The organism is Microcoleus pseudofavosus SVA1_A4 (genome assembly GCF_036700565.1).
Lineage (GTDB): Bacteria > Cyanobacteriota > Cyanobacteriia > Cyanobacteriales > Microcoleaceae > Microcoleus.
Map to the genome: position 1 here is coordinate 1 of NZ_JAUBPE010000083.1, position 23276 is coordinate 23276.

At 42.3% G+C, this 23276-nt stretch carries 14 protein-coding genes; 11 read left to right on the forward strand and 3 right to left on the reverse strand.

Features of this window, described 5'->3' with window-relative positions; all coding sequences use genetic code 11:
• Positions 1-98: 98 nt before the first annotated feature.
• The 3 genes from QUA02_RS27500 to QUA02_RS27510 all read right to left on the reverse strand — a co-directional run bounded on the left by QUA02_RS27500 (position 99) and on the right by QUA02_RS27510 (position 1896).
• Positions 99-416, reverse strand: a complete 318-nt coding sequence (locus QUA02_RS27500; protein WP_333032538.1) for a hypothetical protein — start codon at positions 414-416, stop codon at positions 99-101.
• Positions 413-1309: a pirin family protein gene (locus tag QUA02_RS27505; RefSeq protein ID WP_333032539.1), complete on the reverse strand. Its 897-nt coding sequence runs from the start codon at positions 1307-1309 to the stop codon at positions 413-415. Before QUA02_RS27505 ends, QUA02_RS27500 begins: the two co-directional genes overlap by 4 nt.
• Positions 1310-1524: 215 nt before the next feature.
• Entirely contained in the window at positions 1525-1896 is a 372-nt protein-coding gene (locus QUA02_RS27510; protein ID WP_333032542.1) for a helix-turn-helix transcriptional regulator, read from the reverse strand.
• A gap of 434 nt (positions 1897-2330) precedes the next feature.
• Here QUA02_RS27510 and QUA02_RS27515 point away from each other — a divergent pair, with 434 nt between their 5' ends.
• From QUA02_RS27515 to QUA02_RS27565, 11 genes are all read left to right on the forward strand, one after another.
• On the forward strand, positions 2331-4028 hold the full coding sequence (locus QUA02_RS27515; protein WP_333032545.1) for an HAL/PAL/TAL family ammonia-lyase: 1698 nt from the start codon (positions 2331-2333) through the stop codon (positions 4026-4028).
• Between the two features lie 230 nt (positions 4029-4258).
• Entirely contained in the window at positions 4259-4591 is a 333-nt protein-coding gene (locus QUA02_RS27520; protein WP_333032549.1) for a hypothetical protein, read from the forward strand.
• A 7-nt stretch (positions 4592-4598) separates the two neighbouring features.
• A complete protein-coding gene (locus QUA02_RS27525) occupies positions 4599-6122 on the forward strand; it encodes a class I adenylate-forming enzyme family protein (RefSeq protein WP_333032550.1) in 1524 nt (507 codons plus the stop codon).
• Positions 6123-6274: 152 nt separating this feature from the next.
• Positions 6275-7396 carry a 3-oxoacyl-ACP synthase III family protein gene (locus QUA02_RS27530; RefSeq protein WP_333032553.1) on the forward strand — a complete coding sequence of 374 codons (1122 nt, stop codon included), beginning with the start codon at positions 6275-6277 and terminating at the stop codon, positions 7394-7396.
• Positions 7397-7535: 139 nt separating this feature from the next.
• Positions 7536-8291, forward strand: coding sequence for an SDR family oxidoreductase (locus QUA02_RS27535; RefSeq protein WP_333032556.1), 756 nt, complete (start codon positions 7536-7538; stop codon positions 8289-8291).
• Positions 8292-8517: 226 nt separating this feature from the next.
• Positions 8518-13950: a trifunctional serine/threonine-protein kinase/ATP-binding protein/sensor histidine kinase gene (locus QUA02_RS27540; RefSeq protein ID WP_333032557.1), complete on the forward strand. Its 5433-nt coding sequence runs from the start codon at positions 8518-8520 to the stop codon at positions 13948-13950.
• 198 nt (positions 13951-14148) lie between these two features.
• A complete protein-coding gene (locus QUA02_RS27545; protein WP_333032558.1) occupies positions 14149-15423 on the forward strand; it encodes a hybrid sensor histidine kinase/response regulator in 1275 nt (424 codons plus the stop codon).
• A gap of 264 nt (positions 15424-15687) precedes the next feature.
• Positions 15688-17430, forward strand: coding sequence for a putative bifunctional diguanylate cyclase/phosphodiesterase (locus tag QUA02_RS27550; protein ID WP_333032560.1), 1743 nt, complete (start codon positions 15688-15690; stop codon positions 17428-17430).
• A gap of 1046 nt (positions 17431-18476) precedes the next feature.
• The gene (locus QUA02_RS27555; protein WP_333032563.1) at positions 18477-19739 is read left to right on the forward strand and encodes a hypothetical protein; all 1263 of its coding nucleotides are present in this window, start codon (positions 18477-18479) and stop codon (positions 19737-19739) included.
• A gap of 189 nt (positions 19740-19928) precedes the next feature.
• Positions 19929-20984 carry a phytoene/squalene synthase family protein gene (locus tag QUA02_RS27560; RefSeq protein ID WP_333032565.1) on the forward strand — a complete coding sequence of 352 codons (1056 nt, stop codon included), beginning with the start codon at positions 19929-19931 and terminating at the stop codon, positions 20982-20984.
• Positions 20985-21061: 77 nt separating this feature from the next.
• Positions 21062-23203: an NAD(P)-binding protein gene (locus tag QUA02_RS27565; protein WP_333032568.1), complete on the forward strand. Its 2142-nt coding sequence runs from the start codon at positions 21062-21064 to the stop codon at positions 23201-23203.
• Positions 23204-23276: the final 73 nt, after the last annotated feature.

Consider the following 23276-nt stretch of genomic DNA (forward strand, 5'->3'; position numbering starts at 1 on the left):
GTGAAAGCTGCACGTCCGCGTTCTGAAGGAGAGGTGTCCCGTGGTAACACAGGCATCGACTCTAATTTAGGGGAGGGGAGAGCGGTGACGCTTGAACCTTACCCGACTATCCCCCCTCGACCCAACCAGGAAGTGGAGGGGTAAGGATTATCTTCATATTGATGGCGATCGCTGTAATCCGAGAGTGGCGATCGCTTTTTCACCCTAGCGGGACTAAAATAAGTTTTAAGCCAAAACAAAGCCCAAATTGCCTTTACAGGATGCAGTTTGGCGGCCCATATTGTGTTGCAGCCCTCCCACAAATTTACGCCTTGCCGCATCACAAGTTTTTGAATAATATCTGTGAAGATTGGAGTAAAAAATACCGGATGCTGAATTAAAAAAAGTTTCTTAATTAAATGGCTGGAGCTCTTCACAGCGGCTGCTCTGCTTGCAAAGGCGGCTCTTCTGGCAGCGGGATAAACTCTGTCTCTTGAGGAACTTGACCAAAGCGTCCCTCCCTCCAATCGAGTTTGGCTCGTTCAATGCGCGAGTGGCGGCTCGAAACAAAATTCCACCACTTATGCCGCTCGCCCACAGGTTCGCCGCCAATCACAATACACCGAGCCGTACCCGATGCAGAAATGCTTGCCGGTGTGCCTGAAGTTAGAACCGCCAACCGATGCTGTTCTAAAGGCACCCCATCGATCGCCAGCCCCTCTGTTACACTGTAAACCGCCTGCTCGCTGTAACTGCCCGGTAACGTAAATTGCTTGCCCGAAGCTAGTTGCACGTCCAGATAAATCATGGGTGAAAATGTTTGGACTGGGGAAGTGCGATCGTAAGCCTCACCCGCAATCAGGGTGAACGAAACTCCTGTATCCTCCCAAGCAGGCAAATCATTTGCTGGATGGTGCCGAAACCAGGGGTCGGTTTCTTCGTACTCATCGGGAAGTGCTACCCAGGTTTGGATACCGTGCAGGATTCCTTCTTTGCTGCGCTCATCATCAGGCGTGCGTTCGGAGTGAACAATGCCTCGCCCTGCCGTCATCCAATTCACCGCACCGGGACGGATTTCTTGAACGCTGCCGACACTATCGCGATGCAGTAAAACGCCTTCAAACAGGTAGGTTACGGTTGCTAGGTTAATGTGCGGATGTGGCCTGACATCCACGCCCTGACCAGGTGCAAACACCGCAGGACCGAGATGGTCGAAAAAGATGAAAGGGCCTATCAGTGTTAGAACCTCTGAGGGAAGCAGGCGGCGGGCTTGAAACCCACCCAAATCTTGAATGTGCGGCTCGATGAGATGCTGGATGCTATGTGTCATGATGTTGATCAAGTTTAGCTGCTTTTAAAGTTGTCTTAAGGGAGACTGTCCGCTCTTTTCTAATTCTTGAGATTTCCAAGGATTTCACTGATTTTTAGAGGCGATAAAAAAATTAGTGAAATCAGCGTAATCTCTCTTAATCCTTGTTTAGCAATAGTTTCAGAAATGGGGCAAGAGCTGTGGATTCTTGTCTTGACAAACTAGCGGTTAAATTATTAGCCAATTAGCTCAAAACCCTTCGCATGAGAGGAAACACCATTCTTGATCCGCGCCGCCACCACCATCAGTAACAAGGCTAAACTGTCGTCAGAGAGACCATCAACCAAATTCTGCATATTTAACAAAGACTCTAGTTGCTTTGGCACTGACATCTGGCTGCTGTTACCAAATACCTCTCCCCCCGTCAGCCGATTACAGAAATAAGCGCGGGCTCCCGGCTTGATCTCGTCCATTGCCTGAATTAATTTCCACAGCACCTCCGTAGAAATGCCAGTCTTGCCCCGCCGAAACTCAGAAATATGATTCTCGCTAACGCCTGAAAACTTGGATAACTGTTTTCCAGATATCCCGTAGCGTTCAATAGTCATCCTAAAAATTTCGGAAATCATTGTAAAGTTTTGTTACAAAAATGTATGATTAGCCTTTAGCGGTGGTATTGTCATTTAGTTATCGGTCAATAGCCCCAGTAACAGCCTACCAGCTTTAATAACTCAATCAATTATAACTCTGCCCGCATAATGTAGTGTCGGCGCAGTTTTATTTTGCCTTGAGAACAATAGACACCAACCGAATTTAAGCTTCCAGCCTTAACGCAATAAGGCTTGCAGGCTCATTATCGGTGATGTCTAGTGGCTGCGGCTTGTTTTACGAAACGAAAGGCAAGATTTGAATACAAATGGCAGAGTATGGTATCCAGTCATATTTCTCTGTCATTGAATTCAAAATAACATCCTGGTTTCGAGTGTGCTGTGACTAAAGTCACATTTTAGTGGCATCTATCTATAAATTTAGGATCTAAGAAGTGTCAAGAAACTTAACACAGCCGATTTCTCTACAATTACCCAAATGGCCTGAGCCTAATTTGAGTAACGTAACTGTGGGGAACCGACGGCTGAGTGTAGATGAAGTAGTCAACGTTGCCAGAAACTCCTCGCAAGTTTATTTAACGAATCGGGATGAAATTTTCGAGGGTATAAAGGCATCCTGCGACTACATTATGGATGCTGTCGAGTCGGGAAAGCCCATTTACGGCGTGACAACAGGATTTGGAGGGATGGCGAATACTGTAATCTCTACTGAAGATGCGACTGCTCTACAAAATAATCTCGTCTTTTATCACAAGTCTGGGGCTGGTAAGCGGTTGCCGATCGCTGATGTCCGGGCCGCGATGATCCTGCGGATCAACTCGCATCTATACGGTGCCTCTGGCATTCGGTTGGAACTGGTGGAGCGCATGACAACCTTCCTCAATGAAGGAGTAACACCTCACGTTTACGAATTTGGCTCTATCGGCGCTAGTGGCGACCTTACACCCCTAGCTTACATTACTGGATCGCTGATTGGGTTGGACAAATCCTTTACCGTTGACTTTCAAGGTGAGGAGATGTCATGCGTACAAGCGCTTGAGAAGCTTGGCTTACCCCCCCTGACGTTGCGCCCCAAAGAAGGGTTAGCAATGATGAACGGTACCTCTGTTATGACTGGTATCGCGGCCCTGTGCCTCCGCGACGCACAAGTCTTGCTTGCCCTAGCAATGGGGGTTCACGCCCTGATGATTCAAGGGCTAGGGGGTACTAATCAATCATTTCATCCTTTTATTCACGCGCTCAAACCTCATTCTGGCCAAATATGGGCAGCTTCCCAAATGGTGGAACTTCTTAGAGGTTCGTGCTTAAGCCGAAACGAGTTAGATGGTGAGCACGACTACCGGGGCGCTGAGCCAATTCAAGACCGCTATTCGCTTCGCTGCTTGCCTCAATATCTGGGGCCAATTGTTGATGGATTGGCAGAGATTGTTCAGCAGATTGAAGTAGAAATAAACTCGGTAACAGATAACCCTTTGATCGACGTTGAGAATGAAGCCAGCTATCACGGCGGGAATTTTCTGGGACAGTATGTTGGTGTGGGAATGGATCGTTTGCGGTATCTCTTAGGTCTGCTATCCAAGCACCTGGATGTGCAAATAGCGCTGTTGGTTGCACCGGAATTTAATAACGGGCTGTCACCGTCTTTAGTTGGTAACACGAGCCGTAAGGTCAACATGGGTCTAAAAGCTCTACAAATAACTGGAAACTCGATTATGCCGCTGTTGACTTTTTATGGCAATTCGATAGCAGATCGCTTTCCCACTCACGCCGAACAATTCAATCAGAACATCAACAGCCAAGGATTCGCTTCAGCTAATTTAGCTCGTCGCTCAATTGAAATCTTCCAGCAATATATGGCGGTAGCTCTAATGTTTGCTATCCAAGCTGTTGACTTGCGGACCCATCAAGTCGCCGGTCACTATGACGCGCGGGAATGTTTGTCACCACTTAGCTTACCGCTATATGAGGCTGTGCGCGAAGTTGTGGGACAGCCGCCTAATGTTGACAAATCTTACATTTGGAACGACAACGAGCAATCTTTAGATGTACACATTGCCCTGATTGCTGCTGACATTGCACAGGAAGGACGAATTGTCCAAGCTGTGAACCGGATTTTATCAAGTTTGAAGTAGGAAGAGGAAGGAGAAGGGTAAGAAGTTTTGAAAAAAACTCACATTGTTTTTTCTCTTTTCTCCTCTTGTTCCCTGCGTAAAACAATCCATTTGTAGCTAATAATAGCCTGCGAAACGGTGTAAAAAATGAGTTGAAAATTTAACTCTTTCAGAGCTGCTTTTCTGTTACAAAAGCATTCGCAATATTTCTGCTGCAAAGGATTGTTGAACATTACTAGAAAGACCCAAAAATGGTTACTCACAATATTTCAGCTAACATCTATGAAACTGCTTTTCAGGTAGATATTTACCGAAGTAAAAAAGCAGAGAGATTGTCAAATAAGCAACACTTTTTGACGGATACTGTTCGCCAGTGCATCAAAATCTATCAACTTGAACCAAGGGATTGGCAACAATTTTATCAGGCAATCCATCCTGGTTGTGTGGGGGATGTTTTCCCAGAAAAAAAATATCGCTCAAAAGCTTTAGGTAGTAGTTTTCTATTGACCTTAGCGACAATGCACCAGTGCATCCAAATCATGAACACGAAGCCTATTGTTTGGCAGCATTTTTACCGCGGATGAAATAGGGATGAACATTGCAGAGCATATCGAGAGAGGAGGTAAGTTTTTCCCTCACAAACCAGCCTTAATTTTTGAAGGCAAATCTTTCACGTACAAGCAGCTTAACGAATTGGCAAATCGCGCTGCTAATGGTTTGCAAGGATTGGGAGTCAAGCGGGGCGATCGCGTCGCTCTTTTCCTTCCTAATATTCCTGAATTTGTCATATCTTATTTGGGCATTCTCAAAATTGGCGCGATCGCAGTTTCTATTAGTGCGATGCTCAAATGTGATGAAGTTCGATTTATCCTTAATGATTGTGAAGCTAAGGTGGTTATTACCACCGAATCATTGAGTAGACAAGTCCCAGATGCGGATTTAGCTTATCTCGAACACATTTTGATTGCTGAAAGTGAAGCGAACAAAGGAACCAGTCTGGAAGAAATGATGGCAAATGCTTCGCCGGAAGCACGGGCTATTAAAATGGGGCGACATGAGCCAGCAGCGATTCTCTATACATCGGGAACTACAGGTTTTCCCAAGGGAGCTACTTTGTCGCACGGCAATGTCATTTCCAATATTTATGCCAAAAACCGCTGCTGTAAAATGCAGCCAGAAGATCGGTTGCTGCTGTACTTACCGCTATTCCATTGTTTCGGTCAAAACGCTATTCTCAATAGCGCTTTTAATGCTTGTGCAACGATTGTTTTGCAGCGCCGTTTTGCCCCTGCGGAAATTCTGAGTGCGATCGCACGCGAACGGATCACGATGTTTTTTGGCGTGCCGACAGTTTTCATCAAACTGTTAGAACTGCACCCATCTGAGTGCGAGTTAAGTTCAGTCCGTTACTACTTTACTGCATCTGCTCCTATGTCAGGGGAAATTGTTCAACAGTGGCGATTGCTTCACAATTTGGTGATTCATGAAGGGTACGGCCTAACTGAAACTTCTCCTTTTGCCTGCTACAACCACGAATTGAAATATAAACCAGGTTCGATTGGAATGCCGATTGAAAATGTGGAAATGCAGGTCATCGATCGCGATGGTAAAGAAGTCGCGCCAGGGGTAGTGGGGGAACTTGTCATTCGCGGGCCGAATGTGATGCTGGGTTACTGGAATCGCCCTGCTGAAACGGCCAAAGTCTTGAAAGACGGTTGGTTTCATACAGGCGACCTCGGCTGGATGGATGATGATGGCTATTTTTACATTGTCGATCGCTTGAAAGACATGATCAATGTTTCTGGCTTTAAGGTGTATCCCAATGAAGTTGAACGGGTGCTTACTACCCATCCAGCGGTGGCTGAAGTGGCGGTTTATGGGGTTCCAGATCCGGTTAAGGGTGAGCTCGTCAAGGCAAATATTTTGCTGAAATCCGGTCAATTGCTGGCAGCCGAAGATGCGATCGCTTTTTGTTCGGAGCGGATCGCTGCTTACAAGGTACCGAGCCTTGTCCAGTTCGTTGATTCTCTTCCGAAGAATGCGACGGGTAAGGTGTTGAAACGGGTTTTGCGGGAGCAAGAACTGGCAAGCCGAATGCCATCCATGAAAAGTTAAGGTTTCTCTCGTTACTGGCTGTAAACCTTAGAAATTAAAAAGCGGAAAAGGGGAAAAGTAAATATTTTTCCTTTTCCTTTTCTAACCAATGCAATCTGGCAAAGAGCCAAAATTTCAGTTGTTTTATTTCTGTTCAAAGGAGTCTTTTCAAGATGAGTCAAGCTGTAGGAATCCGCGCAATTGCAGTTAATTTTCCAGAGCGTGTACGTACTAACGATTACTGGAAAAAGAATTATCCAAGTTTCTTAGCTGAGCTTGAGCAAAAAAATCAAAAAGTGCGACTGTTTGATAATGATTCCCAAGAAAATGCTAATTGGGTACAGGCAGTAAAACCTTATCGAGAAGATATATTCAGGGGAGCCTTAGAAAGAAGAGTTTTGGCTGAAGGCGAAACTTCTATTTCTCTTGAATGTGGAGCAATTGAAAAAGTTTTGCAAGCCAGTAAATTAGCAATTAATAATGTTGACTTGCTGATTTCTTGCGCGATGTTTCCCGAAAGATTAGTGATTGGAAATGCAACTTTAATAGCAAAAGAGTTAGGTTTCCGAGGTGTCGCTTGGAATTTCAATATTGCCTGTGCGGGAGGTTTAGCCGCCTTAAGCAATGCTGTTGCTTTAGTCCAAAATAACAACTTTAACCGAGTGTTAGTCTCGTTATCATGCAATTATTCTAAGCACATAGAATACACTAACTCTTTTTCCTTCACCGTAGGGGATGGATCGGCCGCTTTTATTGTAGAGAAATTAGAAGAAGGGCAAGGATTAATTCATTCTTACTCGACTAATACTTACGACACTTGCGATATCGTTTATCCCAAATTCACGGTCGATTCTAACGGACAACCAAAAGCATTGATTACAGTGAATAAAGAAACGGTTAAATATGCCACATCTTTGTTCATTAAATACTTCCAGAAATGCTGCACTCAGGTATTGTCTGAATCTGGAATGAAGGTAGGGGATATAGACTACTTCGTTTTTTATCCGCCAGCAGCAGGTTATGTCGATTTTTGCGCTTTGGAATTAAATATTCCTCGAAGCAAAACAATCGACATTTTTCCCAAATATGGCAATATTTCTGTAGTTTCAGCTATGGCTGCTTTATATCATGCAGCCGCATTGAAAAAAATCAGAAAAGACGATTTAGTGATGATTTATTCTCACGGATTTTCAAGTAGCTCCGTCGCGAGTATTATCCGCTGGGGTTCTGTGGATCTGGGAGCAGAGCCTACCCCCTCAGAGAATTTAATCGCCACACTTGTAGGCTCACGGTAAGGCAGTCGGCAAATTCTGCATTTAGTGGCTTTTTACCAATCGTTGTTTAGGGAAATACAAAGCCATTTAAGGAGTAAGTAATAGGAAGTTACTTACTCGTCACATTCCGCAAACTCTTAGTCATTAAAGGAAAGAAAATATGATCTTTACACGGGAATTGGTAGGAAAAGTCGCATTGGTCACTGGCGGCTCATCAGGCATAGGTAAGGCAACAGCTTTTGCATTTGCACGCGCTGGAGCAACAGTTGTAATTGCCAGCAGACGAATTGCGGAGGGAGAAGAAACTGTACACCAAATATGTGAGAGAGGTGGTGATGCCATTTTTGTCACAACAGATGTGTCAAAAGATAACGATGTGAGATCGCTAATTGACAAGACTGTGGATATGTTTGGCAATCTAGATTTCGCCTTTAACAACGCTGGTGGTTGGATAATGGGTTTGCTAACCGAGCAGTCAGAAGAGGACTGGGATCGGATAATGGATATGAATCTCAAAGGAACTTGGCTCTGCCTCAAGTACGAACTCTCAGCGATGCTCAAACGAGGTAGTGGCTCTGTGGTAAATATGGCTTCCGTTGCTGGCGTTACTGGTATGGCAGGCTTTTCTATCTATTCAGCTAGTCGAGGCGGAATCATTGCTCTCACGAGAGCAGCAGCAGTAGAATATGCTAAGTCTGGCATCCGTATCAATTCTATCAGTCCTGGCACTATTAAGACCCCCGCGTTGGATACTGCTAGTGCAGATATGCTTGCTCAAAACGCAGCGTTACACCCCATAGGGCGTATAGGCCAACCAGAAGAGATTGCTGAAGCAGTAGTCTGGCTATGCTCGGACAAGGCATCATTCGTCACAGGTCATAATCTGGTGATTGATGGGGGATATACCATCCAGTAAGTTATATCCGAGTTGGGTTGCTTTCGTGATCATTCGATTTTGCATCTAATAACTAGATTTTTGTCAATACTTAAGATTTAATTAATTAAATCTTAAGTTTTTGTTTTATATGGAAAGTAATTTTCGATACAAAGGTAAAATATCAAAAACTGATAACATGATATATTAACTCATGGTTCATCAGTATCATGCTTTTTCACTACTGTACCCCTTTTAAAGATATACAATGAGAACCCCTCTACCCGGATACCAACTGATCTCCACCATCCACGAAGGTACAAAAACCGTTATTTATCAAGGTCGCTACGAATTAGAACACACTCCTGTCATCATCAAAACTCTCAAAGCTGAGTATCCGACCCTAGAAGAAATCGCCCGAATCAGACACGAATATCAAATCCTCCACTCTTTAAACATCCCAGGCATTATCAAGCCGATCGAATTAAAACCTTACGAACACGGACTTGCCCTAATTCTAGAAGATTTTGGCGGACAACCCCTCAAAGAATATATTAACTCCCCAAAAACGAACTCAATTAACTTTCTTCAAATCGCCAGTCAACTAGCCCAAATTCTCGGAAAACTGCATCAAAATCAAATTATTCACAAAGACATTAAACCCCAAAATATCCTCATAAAACCAGAAACTAGGCAAATCAAACTCATCGACTTTAGCATCGCCACCCGCCTCGAAAAAGAAAATCCTCCCCTCAGTAACCCCAACTACATCGAAGGTTCTCTCGCCTATATGTCTCCCGAACAAACTGGGAGAATGAATCGGTCAATAGACTACCGCACCGACTTTTACTCCCTTGGCATTACCTTCTACGAAATGCTTGCGGGTCAGCTACCTTTTAACTCTAACGACCCAATGGAATTGGTGCATTGCCACATCGCAAAACAACCCGCGTTGCTAAATCAACTAAACCCAGAAATTCCCAAAGCGGTTGTTGACATCGTAATGAAATTATTAGCCAAAACTGCTGAAGAGAGATATCAAAGCGCTCGCGGACTTTTAGCCGATTTAGAAGAATGTCTTAAACAATTAGAAGCATCTGGACAAATTAAAGATTTCACAGCGGGTAAATTGGATCGATTCGGTCAATTTCTCATTCCTCAAAAACTCTATGGCAGAGAAACCGAAGTAGCAACCCTAATGGCAGCCTTTGAACGAGTAGCAGTTGGCTCAACAGAAATGATGCTCGTCAGCGGTTATTCAGGCATTGGAAAAACCTGTGTTGTGCAAGAAATTCATAAACCCATAGTACGCCAGCGCGGTTATTTTATCGCCGGCAAATTTGACCAATTTAAAAAGAATATTCCCTATGCAGCTTTAATTCAAGCTTTTCAAGAATTAATCCGGCAACTGTTAACAGAAAATTCTGAAAATATAGGAATTTGGAAAGAGCAACTTGTAGAAGCTTTGGGACAAAATGGACGAGTAATTATCGATGTGATTCCTGAAGTAGAATTGATTATGGGCGAACAACCAGAAGTTCCCCAGCTAGGGCCAACAGAATCTCAAAATCGTTTCAACCGGGTTTATAAACAATTTATTCATGTATTCACTAAGCCAGAACATCCGCTTGTTCTGTTCCTAGATGATTTACAGTGGGCAGATTCAGCGTCTCTGAAGTTGATCCAACTTTTGATAACAGACACCGATAGCGAATATCTGTTACTAATTGGAGCTTATCGAGATAACGAAGTCAGCCCGACTCATCCCACAATTCAAACCATTGAAGAGATTGAAAAAATAGGGATAGTTGTAAATAATATCGTCCTCCAGGCATTAGATATTAGCAACGTCCGTCAATTAGTCGCCGATACTCTTCAGGGAGATAACAATTCAATAAAATTAGCAGACTTACTCTTCAATAAAACTCAGGGAAATCCCTTCTTTTTAACACAACTTTTCAAGACTCTACACTCTGAAGAACTGTTGAACTTTGATTTTATCAAAAGTTCCTGGCAGTGGGACATCAAGCAGATTCAATCGCTGGGAATTGCTGATTATAATGTTGTTGAACTCGTAGCTAGAAACATCCAAAAACTGCCAGAATCCACACAGCAAATATTACAATTAGCTGCTTGTATCGGCAACCGCTTTAACTTAGATGTCTGTGCGATTGTTCATGAAAAATCACCCTTAGAAACAGCCGATGATTTGTGGTCAGCACTTCAAGCAGGTCTAATTTTGCCCCTCAGTAACGACTACAAAATTCCTCTAGCTTTTCAGCAGTCAGAAGAACAGAAACCGCTACTCTTTGATGAATCAAGAGTTGGCTATAGATTTTTACATGACAGGGTGCAACAAGCAGCCTATTCAATGATTCCTGAAAATCAGAAAAAAGCAACGCATTTGAAAATTGGTAAGCTCTTGTTGCATCAATACGCAGAAAACACCCTAGAAGAGAATATATTTGATATTGTTAATCAGTTAAATATTGGCGTGGAATTCATCACGCAGCAGTCAGAAAAAGATGAATTAGCCAAATTTAACTTAATTGCTGGGCAAAAAGCAAAAGCTGCGACAGCTTATGAAGCCGCTGTCAGATATTTGAATGTAGGTTTAGAACTGCTGGCAGAATCGAGTTGGCAAAGTCACTACGATTTGACGCGGAATCTCCACTTAGAAACACTAGAAGCCGAATACCTGAATACTAACTTTGAACGAGCGCAACAACTATCAGAAATTGTTATTTTACAAGCTAAAATTCAGCTAGAAAAAATCAAGGTTTATGAACTAAGAATCCCATTTTATTTACAGCAAAACCAGCCACAAGCAGCACTAGAAACAGCTTTGCAAGTCCTTAAAATGCTGGGAGTTTCCCTACCTAAAAATCCCACAAAACTGAGCATAGTAGTGGGATTAATTCGCAACAAAATAGCAATCGGTGGTAAGCCGATTGAGGATTTAGCTTTTTTGCCATTAATGACTGATCCATATAAGCTTGCAGCCCAGCGGATATTAATCGCTGTCATTCCAGCTGCTTTTATGACAAATCCCATGCTTTTTCCGCTGATTATCTTTAAAATGGTCAATATTTCTCTCCAATATGGTAATTCGCCCTTGTCTGCTTTTGGGTATGTGACTTATGGGATGCTGCTTTGTGGAGCATTGTCTGACATTGATTCTGGGTATCAATTTGGCAAATTGGCAGTCAAGCTTGTGGAACAATTTGATGCTAAAGAACTAAAAGCTAAAATTAATTTACACTTTAATATTTTTATCAGACAGTGGAAAGAGCATATTAAGGAAACAAGACAACCTTTGCTTGAGGCATTTAAAAATGGGTTAGAAACTGGAGATATAGAATACGCTTGTTACTCAACTTGTTACTATTCCAGCTATTCTTTTTGGAGCGGTGAACATCTAGAGTATGTAACAAAAACTCATGTTCAATACATTGATTTTATGCTTAAATACAAACAATATTTAATTGCCGACCAAGCAAAAATATGTTGTCAATTTTTGTTAAATATACTCGACAAATCAGTTGACAAGGTTAGGTTAATTGGTGATTATGTTGATGAAAAAAAAATGCTACCTATTTTTATAGAGACTAAAAATAATACAGTTATTGCCTCTATTTATTTATTCAAATCAATTCTTTTATATTTGTTTAAAAATTATGTCACGGCTGTTGAAATCGCAGGATTAACAGAAAAATATAAAGAAAGTATTAGTGCTCTATTCCAATCATCAGAACATAACTTCTACTATTCCCTAGCCCTCCTCGCCCACTACCCAGCCACCACAAAAACCGAACAAAAACAATATCTGAAAAAAGTAGCATCCCATCAAAAACAAATGAAAACCTGGGCGCACCACGCCCCCATGAACTTCCAACATAAATACGAACTCGTAGAAGCAGAAAAAGCGCGAGTATTAGGACAAAACGAGACAGCAATAACCTACTACGAACGAGCTATCAACGGAGCCAAAGAACAAGGATTCATCCAAGAAGAAGCCCTCGGCAACGAACGCGCTGCCGAATTTTATCTAGCCTGTGGTAGAGAAAAAGTCGCCAAAACCTACATGACCGAAGCCTATTACTGCTACATTCGCTGGGGAGCGATCGCCAAAGTTAGAGACTTAGAAGAAACATATCCCCATCTTATCTCCCGCACCCAGCAGCCTGAAACTATGAGCCTCGACCCCATTAGCACAACCACCTCAAACTGGACAACAACCTCTACTTCCGGTCATTCAACATCACTTGACCTCGGTACAATTATGAAAGCAGCGCAGGCGCTATCGGGGGAAATTGTTCTCAGCGAACTGCTAAATAAATTAATGACTATTGTCATAGAAAATGCCGGAGCTACTGGCGGCTCATTGCTCACCAAACCAACTTTTTCATCTAACCAAAGTGAGAATCAGTGGGTAATTTCAGCCACCGGCATCGTGGAAGGTAACGACCTCCAGGTATTGACCAATCCTCAACAACCAGAAGAGGAAAATACTTCCGTTTCTCTCTTAGGAAATGCAGTTCCAGTCGCGATTATCAACTACGTTGCCCGCACTAAAGAAACAGTCGTTTTAAACGATGCCAGCCACGAAGGTATCTTCAAAAAAGACCCCTACATCCAACAAAATCAGCCCAAATCAATTTTGTGTACGCCTCTACTTAATCAAAGTCAACTTACAGGCATTATCTATCTCGAAAATAACTTAACAACCGTCGCCTTTACTGCTGACAGACTCACAGTCTTACAAATGCTATCGGGACAAGCTGCAATTGCTATTACCAATGCTAAACTTTACGCAGAAGTCAACCAACTTAACCAACAACTAGAAGCATATTCGGAAACCCTAGAACAGAAAGTTGAAGAACGCACCGCCGAATTAAAAATAGCTCAAAAACAAATAGTAGCCTCTGAAAAACTAGCCTCCCTCGGAGCCCTCACCGCAGGTGTTGCCCACGAAATCCGCAATCCCCTAAACTTCGTCACTTCTCTGGCTACTCTCTCAGAAGAGTTAACCTCTGAAATCGCAGAACAAATAGACCGCCAATTCCAAAATTTAGACTCAGAATCCCTTGAATTAATTAATGAAAACCTCACTTATCTTAAGCGCAACGTATCCGAAATTAACGAACAAGGGCAACGCGCTAATAGCATTATTCAAAGTATGCTAATGCACGCTCGCAGCGAGGGTAGTATCCGCCAAAAAACCGACATTAACGCCCTCGTCGCTCAAGCCCTACAATTAGCTTACCACAGCATTCGTGCCAAAGATAAAACCTTCAATCTTACCCTGAAAACCGACTATGACCAATCAATTGAAGAACTAGATGTCGCCTTTTCTGACCTCAGCCGCGCTTTAATTAACATCATTGATAATGCTTGCTATGCCTCTTATATTAAACTATCTAAAATGACCGCCGATTTCAATCCCACAGTTTCTGTTACCACTAAAAATCTAGGCACTGCAATAGAAATCCGCATTCGTGACAATGGCATTGGTATTCCTAAAGAAAATCAAGAAAAAATATTTCTTCCTTTCTTTACTACTAAGCCTCCCGGACAGGGAACGGGTTTAGGTTTATCCATCACTCACGATATCATAGTTGGGCAACACCGAGGTAATTTGGAAGTGCAAACTGAAACGGGAAATTACACTGAATTTATCATTACTTTGCCCAAAAGTTGAATAGTTTTGGCGCTATAAAGTGCAACCATTTGTGTCAATTTAATATCAAATTCTTAGTCCGGCAGGGCAAGGCCTAAGTCCCTACGGGCATCGATACATCCTCATCAATTAATTTAATCCTTTACAAAATTTAAACGCTGCGCTATAGTAAGCTAATGACCATAGTTATTTCTACCATAGGATACAGAATAGCTCCCCATGACAGCCAAAATCCTAGTCGTCGATGATGAACAACTTTTAGAATACGTCATTCAACAAAAATTCAGGCAAAAAATTCGGATCAAAGAAATTGAATTTGTCTTTGCTCACAATGGCAGAGAAGCCTTAGAAAAAATTGCAGAATCTCCACCATTTGATTTAGTGCTAACAGATATTAATATGCCCGAAATGGACGGGTTAACTTTACTAGAAAAACTCTCAGAAATCGACAATACATTAAAAGCAGTCGTCATCTCCGCCTATGGAGATATGCAAAACATTAGAACTGCCATGAACCGGGGAGCTTTTGACTTTTTGACAAAACCCATTGATTTTCAGGACATGGAAATCACCATCCAAAGAGCCTTAGAAACTGTTAAACAAGTCAGACAAAATTTAACAGAACTTCAAGAGGTGCAAACTCAACTCATTCAAAACGAAAAAATGGCTTCCGTCGGGCAGTTAGTGGCCGGAGTTGCCCACGAAATTTACAATCCCATCAGCTTCATTATAGGAAACATTGAACACGCCGAAAGCTACTTTCAAGAATTGATGACTGCTCTCAATATTTATCAACAACACTGCTCCCTAAATAATCCAGAAGTACAAACTCAAATTGAAGCTCTTGACCTCCCTTTTCTCTTAGAAGACTTGCCACAAATGCTCAGTTCTATGAGAGAAGGAACTGAGCGCATTCGAGGAATCAGCATTTCTCTGAGGACTTTTTCGCGGGCAGATACTAAATCCAAAGTTCGTTTCAATATCCATGAAGGAATTGATAGTAGCTTATTAATTTTAAGACATCGGCTCAAAGCGAATGAGGGTAAACCCGAAATTCAAGTGCTCAAAAACTACGGAGAATTCCCCCCAGTAGAGTGTTATCCCGGACAGTTAAACCAGGTGTTTTTAAATATCATTGCTAATGCCATTGACGCATTGGAAGAGTGGGATTCAGGGCGGAGTCGCGATGAAATTAAGGCGAATCCTAATAAAATTACGATTCGCACTTTCCTTACCGATGAGAGTGAAAAGATTATCAAAGATAATTCCACTTCTCATGTTATAATTTCTATTGCTGACAATGGGATGGGAATGACAGAAGAAGTGAAACAGCGGGTATTTAACCACTTATTTACTACAAAATCTGTGGGTAAAGGGACGGGATTGGGTTTATCAATTTCGCGGTCTATTGTTGAAGAAAAACACGGGGGATGGCTCACTTGTAACTCTACACCAGGCGAGGGAACGGAATTTATTATTGAAATTCCCACTTAATGGTTGAGAACTGATAAAATCAACACTTACGCACGTCTAGGCTAGAAACCGGGTTTCTTCGTAGGTTTCTAGTGATAATCTTCAATTTTGTAGATAAACCCGGTTTATGAGCGTAAGTTCTGAAAATGATGAGTTTTCTGTAGGAGCAGTGCTTTCCTGCCTGCCCCAAACTTACTTACGGTGCAACCACAGGGGGGCAACCACAGGGGGATTGCCCCTACAAGAGAATTAAACTCCTGGTTACTTGCTAACAAGAGCAATTCCATGACAGCTAAAATCTTAGTAATTGATGACGAACCACTTTTAGAATATGTAATCCTTCAGCTATTTCGGCATCAAATCAGCACTCAAGAATTTGAGTTTGATTTTGCAATTAATGGAGTCCAAGCTTTAGATAAACTGCAAGCTGATGGCTCCTTTGACTTAGTGCTAACTGATATTAGTATGCCCGAAATGGATGGTTTAACTTTGCTAGAGAATCTGCCAGCTATTGACCCGACGCTCAAAGCTGTAGTGGTTTCAGCTTATGGGGATATGCCAAATATTAGGACAGCTATGAATAGGGGTGCTTTTGATTTTTTAACGAAGCCGATTGATTTGCAGGACTTAAAAATTACAATTAATAAAACTTTAGAGTTTGTGCGACTTGCTAGGGAAAAAGAGCAGCAACTTGCTATAGCGAATGCACAAATCCGCTACCAAGCATTTTACGACGAGCTGACAGGTTTAGCTAACCGTAATTTGCTATTAAAGGAGATGCGTAGTGGCAGGAATTCTATAATAGAACTGGGTCATTTAGAAGCTATTTTATTTCTGACTCTTAACCGTTATCAAATTGTTAAATATAGCTTAGGTCATTCTAGAGGAGAGCAGTTGCTAGTAGAAGTAGCACGGCGGTTAGAGGCTTGGGGTTTGAATACGAATCTTATAGCAAGAGTGGGAGAAGATGCGTTTGCGATTTGGCTGGAAAATATTACTAATTCTCAGTTAGCTTTAGATGCAGCAGAACACATTCGTCAAGCATTAGAAATACCGTCTAACTTAAATGGAACTGCGGTCTTTTCTAGCGTTAGTATTGGCATTGCTTTAGGTGCAATTGGCACAGAAGAGCCGGAAGATTTACTGCGAGCGGCTGACGCGGCTAGACATGAGGCTTTTGTTCGGGGTGCTAGTAGCACTGTGGTATTTGATGCTGGTATGCAGTCGAGAGCTTTAGAGCAACTCCAGTTAGAAAATGACTTGCAAAATGCAATTAATTTACAACAGTTTTACTTGAATTATCAGCCAATTGTATCTTTTGTAACTGGTAAAATAGTGGGGTTTGAAGCGTTGGTAAGATGGCGGCATCCGACCCGCGGGTTGGTTTCTCCGAGCGAGTTTATTCCAGTGGCGGAAAGAACGGGTTTGATTGTGGCACTAGGCGAGTGGGTACTGTCGGAAGCAGTGGCTTGTTTAAGTAGATGGCAGTTGCAATTCCCTGACTATTTGCCTTTAAATATGAGTGTTAATTTATCGGGAATTCAGCTATTTGCTCCTAATTTGTTACCGCTTTTAGACTCACTGCTGCGAGTGCATAATTTGAAGGGCGAATTTTTGAAGTTAGAGATTACCGAGAGTGTTTTAATGGAGAATGCTGAGGAGGCTGCTGGGGTGCTAGAGCTATTAAAAGCTCGTCAGGTTAAGGTGTGTTTGGATGATTTTGGCACTGGTTATTCAAATTTGTCTTACTTACAATTGCTGCCGATTGATACTCTCAAAATTGACCGCTCTTTTGTTTGCTGCCTGGAGGAAGGAGGGAAAAATTTGACTTTGCTGCAGGCGATTTTAAATCTGGCGAGTTCTTTGGAATTAGAGGCAATCGCAGAAGGGGTGGAGACGCAAGAGCAACTAATTATACTCCGTTCTTTGGGATGCAGTTCCTATCAAGGGTACTTGTTTTCGCGACCTTTGGAGGAGGCAGGGGCTGTTGCTATGTTGAGTGCTGCAACGCTCTTGAGCGATCCTTAAACGGCGGATATTTCAACGCTAACTAATATAGCCTATTCCTGGTTTATTGAGTACAGTGTCAGCCGCTGCTAAACCAGCTTTTTAAGTGCTTATAATTGACCAAATAAGCGTGCAGTAGCCAGCAAACTATCTACTATCTGGGTAGTGGTTGGCGAGAACTACTGTAAAAAAGCTTTCAGTTGTGACACCCTAATTCTATAGAATTAAAACCCGAATAATAGAGTGATACATTCAGGATACATAAATTGTCAATCATCTCAACCCTTACGGCATTTTAGCTATCGTACAACAAATCATTCTGAGACATCTAATTATGCTTAAGAATTTTCTTAACGTTTGCAGAAAATCTGCACATAAACTCTAACTTTTGTGTTAACCTTTGCTGAAAAATTAGGTTTTCCGTAAGTGTGGAATTTGTTACTCGCCAGTAGCAGAGATAGGTTTTGTGTAATTCCTGGATTTGCTACTCGCGGGTGACAGGAAAATGTGAGTACAACTCAGCCACGTTGTTCGGTGGAAGGTTTTTGGGCGTTGCTTAATCAGGGTATGAAAAAAATCAGTTGAAAATCCCGAAGCGTTGTGAATACTGGTTTCTATGATTTGCATATTTAGCCTTTCATACCGTAAATCAGCAACGCCCAGTTGCAGAAATACTTAGAGGTTAGGGCACAACAAGTCAGAGGAGCGATCTCTTCACTTTCCATACTTTCTAATACTGGAAAACGCTCGTTACCCCGTTGGCAGCGGTCTGCTAGTTTCTGACGATCGCCCCCAACCGCTGCGATCGCTCCATCCCCACCTACCAGTGCAGCAATACAGCAAGTTTGACCGACTCCGCTGTCGGGTCAGATATACACCACATGGATCACCCCAACGGTCACATGAAGTATAGGTGGGTCGTGAACTCACTTTGTTTTCTAGATCGCTCGATAAAGAGTTTGTGATTGAGAAAATTGGCGTTAATTCAGATCGAACCGATCGGTATTTGTGATATGACTGAAATATAAAAAGTTTGCAAGCTAACTCCACCATGAGGTTATGAAGCAATGAATGTTAACAGCGCCGCTCAACTTCTGCAAACAGGCTTTCGCACCGCACTAGGAGCAAGCAGCGCGATCGCGGAACTGCTCAATAACCCGCAAAAATTAGCAGACATCCTCGCAAAACCGCCGCGATCGCCAGATCAACTCCTCCAAGACCTTGCTACCAGAGGCGAAAGCATAGAACAAGAAGCACATAAATTTGGTGAGACATTTTTATCGGGCGGCAGTAACCCTTCAAAACCTCCACAATATATTGAACGAGCTAACGAGCAATGTTTTCTACAACCCTACGATATCAAAGGCACAAACCTTTATGGATTTGTGTTAGAAGGTTCTTTGCCTCAACTCCAGAATTTGTGCGACAAATACCTCAATAATTTAACCAGCGGACAAATCGAGTACCGCCCTGCCACACACTATATCCTACTAACCTTTGGAAGTATAGATTCCCTGGCTTCTAGAGAAAAGCCCGATCGCGACAGAGGTTACATCGACGAGCAGGAAGTTGTGATTTGGATCTTGACTGCGGTCGGTCAACAACGTGGCTCCATCTTTCAAATAGACCGCTTTGCTTGGTTCGTACCCTACATATTCGTCAGCAATTCACCAGCTTTAGCTTCAGGTCGGGAGGTTTACGGCATCCCGAAAGAGATTGCAAGCTTCAACATTCCCTCCATAGATCGGTTACAAGACCCCTTCAGTTTGCACACTTATACGTGGAAAACTTTAACTGCTCAAACAGAAGCAAAATGGGAACAGCTAATTAAAGTATCGCAGAAAAATGGAGGTAGCGAAAGCCAGCCATCTAAAATATGGACTAGCTATTCAGAAGCAGTTGCAGAAATCGCCCAACTATTTTTCGGTAGCGACAGCATCATGAAAATTCCGGGCTTAAGCCTGCCACTTAACCTGCTTGAATACCTACTGCAATATCGGCTAAATGCAGAAATTCCTGTAGTCATGCTCAAGCAGTTTCGCGATGAAAAAGACGGCAAACAAGCTTGCTATCAAGCGATCGTAGAAATTCCAATGAAAGTGTCCAAATATCATGCAGGGCGACTCCTAAGTTTCGGTTCTACTCGTGGTTCTCAATATGAGGTCACAATCTACAATTTTGCCAGCCACCCCATTGTCACAGAATTGGGCTTGCAAAAAGGCAAGCCAGAGCCAGAACAACCAGTAAACATACAGCCGAATCTGACTTTCTGGCTCAACTTTGATTTCACAGTCGAAAATGGTACTGCGGTTTGGAAAGCGCATTCTTAGATTAGGCTTTTTCTTTCTGAGTCAATTTGTATAGGGGCAGAAATTTTGATTCCTTTTTGTAATCTTAACTACTTGCCATCTCTCTTGTTGTAGGATACATTATTTACCAGGATTTACGACGGACTGAGATCTCTGGGAGGCAAAGGCGCTTCAGCAGTCAATATCTTAATACAATCAGGGGCACGAAGCATGATAACGTTTTATCTTTTGCACGAACAGAAGAAATACCTTGAAGAGTTCATGAATAAAGTTTCTCGGTCTTTTGCATTGGTAACTCCTTGTTTTGAAGAACCGTTAGATGATTTTATGGCTACGGCCTATCTGATTTTTCGCGTTGCTGACAACATTGAAGATTGCCAACATTCCTTTAGCTGGCAGCAGGCTCGTTTTGATGAATTTCAGCAACTGCTAAAGGAACCAGCTTTTGCCTCCAATATTTTATCAAGCTGGTCGTCCGAAAATTGGCCGGGACTCGATGCCGACCAAAAGCAATTAATGAATCTGGAAAATGGACTAATGTTATGGCAAATTTATGCACTAATACCAAACGATGCTAAAGCAATTATTCATTGCTGGGCTTCTGCAATGGTTGAGGGAATGAAACAAGTGCTAGATTGCCAACAGGCTCCTGTTATGGTAACGCGCAATGGGATCAGTCTCCCAGCCCAAGAAAACGACTACAATCGTTATTGCTATTTTGTAGCTGGCATAGTTGGTCATATGGGGACAGAGTTAGCTATCAACCATTACCAATTCAACTTAGATGTTGCAGCTTGCCTTTTAGCAGGTTGTGAAACCTGCGGCGAAGCATTGCAAAAAACAAACATTATCAAGGATTTTCCTGAAGATTTGGCTAATGGTATATGCTATTTACCTGATGTATGGATACAAGAAGTCGATAATTCACCACTCTTGCTGAAGGGGGCACCCAAGAGTTGGACGCAAAAAGTTCTTACAAATGTGATGGTTGAGCTAAATAAGTCTGTCGGTTATATAATGAACATTCCCTATGAAGCTGTGGGCTATCGCTTGGCTAGCTTAATGTGCCTACTTCCTGCTTACCAGACGCTATTGTTTGCAGCGCAGCAACATGATAAATTATTCACAGCAGATCATTCCGTGAAAATCTCTCGCAGTTGCTTCTCGCAGTGTATTGAAGATGCTAAGTCAATGGTGCGTGATAATGATGCACTACTAAAATACAGTCAGGAATTGCAAAAATCTGTAGAATATGCGTTCAAATGAAAAATAGGATTTGAACAGGATTTGGATGCAGCTAAATTAGAAGATTGATGCACTACTTTTGCAGGGAAAAAGAAATCATGGCTGAAACTATGAAAAAAAAGAAAATCGCAATTTTAGGAGGGGGTATGGCTTCTCTTACAGCAGCTTTTGAACTGACAAGTCAACCTGATTGGAAGGAAAAATATGAGATTATACTCTATCAAATGGGGTGGCGTCTGGGTGGCAAAGGTGCGAGCGGACGCAATATGAATGCCCAAGCTCGAATTGAGGAACATGGCCTACATATCTTGATGGGAGTTTACGAAAATACCTTTCGAGTTATGCGTCAGTGCTATCAAGAATTAGGACGGAGTGAAGACATCCCGCTTGCTACCTGGCAGAACGCTTTCAAGCCACACAATTTCATTGCATTTCCTGAATATATCAACAAACAGTGGGTACTTTGGCCCTACGACTTCCCAACAAATAATTTACTGCCCGGAGAAAGTGATAAATTGCCCTCTGTTTGGGAGTCTGTTTGCTTGCTAGTCGAGTTTATGGTCGATCAATTTAAGAGTTCATCCTACTTATTTAGCACTCTGTCTGACGGCGAAAAATTATTGGATTTTACAGGCATTCCAGAGTCGATAAAATCTCTACTGAAAGAGATGAATATTCACTTAGAAATTCCTAATGTCCCTTATGAAATTGGTTTATTATATATTGCTCAAAAATTAGTTCAGGAATTGCCGCAAGATCCTAAAACGCACCGAGCTATACAACACCATGCTCTGCTTTGGTGTCTGGGTCAATTCAGAAATTGGCTTTTCCGAATTGTTGAGGAAATAATAGAGGCGCACCACAAGTTTCGTCGCCTGTGGATACTTGTAGATTTAGCATATACCATCATCCAGGGTGTAATTGTGGACGGTATTATTTTTGATGGCTTTAATGCTATTGATGACTATGATGTCCGGGAGTGGTTGAGTAAACATGGGGCTTCTGAACTTAGCGTCAATTCGGCACCAGTGCAGGGTCTTTACGATCTTGTCTTTAGTTACGAGAACGGTAATGTCAATCAACCAAATTTAGCGGCTGGAGCTGCGCTTCGCTGCTTTCTACGCATGACTCTTACCTATAAGGGTGCGTTTTTTTGGAAAATGCAATCTGGTATGGGAGATACAATCTTCGCACCACTTTACGAGGTACTCAAGCAACGGGGTGTTAAGTTTAAGTTTTTCCATCGTGTCAAAAATCTGAAGCTTTCTGAGGACAAAAAGACTATTAAAACGATCCAAATTAGTCGCCAAGTTACGCTGAAAAATAATGTTTACGAACCGCTTGTTGATGTTAAAAAACTGCCCTGTTGGCCGAGTTCTCCTCTCTACGATCAGCTTGTTGAAGGGGAAGAACTTAAATTCAGGAAAATTAATCTAGAATCTGCCTGGATGTCGTGGGACGATGTGGAGGATATCGAGCTCAATGTAGGAGAAGATTTTGATTCTGTGGTTCTGGGAATTTCTCTAGGAGCACTAAAATATATTTGCCAAGAGCTAATCGAAGCTCGCAAAGAATGGCAGCAGATGGTAGAGAAGGTCAAGACTGTTCAAACCCAGGCACTTCAGCTCTGGCTAAAGCCTAGCTTACCAGAATTGGGCTGGATGATGCCTAATCCTGTTATAGATGCTTATGCACATCCCTTTAACACTTGGGCTGATATGAGCCATCTCAATGTCTCTGAGGGTTGGTCTTCAGAACATTATCCAGGTAGTATTGCTTATTTTTGTGGCCCTTTGGAAGAGATAAAGGAAATTCCCGCCTTTGTAGATTATTCGTTTCCTGACCAAGAAATGAAGCGGGTCAAAGAAACGGCTCTTAAGTGGTTTCAGCAAAATATTTCGATTTTATGGCCTAAAATAACCCTACCAAAAAGTTCAGATATTCTGAATTGGAACTTCCTTGTTGACTCAAAAAATGGTAATGGTTTAGAACGATTTAATTCTCAGTTTTGGCGGGCCAATGTTGAGCCGTCTGAGCGTTATGTCATGTCTCTCAAAGGAAGTACAAAATATCGCATCAAACCTGACGCTTCCGGCTTTAATAATCTTTATCTAGCTGGTGACTGGACACTTAATGGGATAAATATTAGCAGTCTTGAAGCAACTGTTACTTCAGGTATGCAGGTATCGAGGGCAATTTCTGGTTCTCCTCAAAAAATTGTGGGTGAATCAGATTTTTAAATTTTGACTGGTAAAATGAAGAATCAGAATTAGATATAGGTAATACCTTGGGGTTGAGTCATAATATTTTACT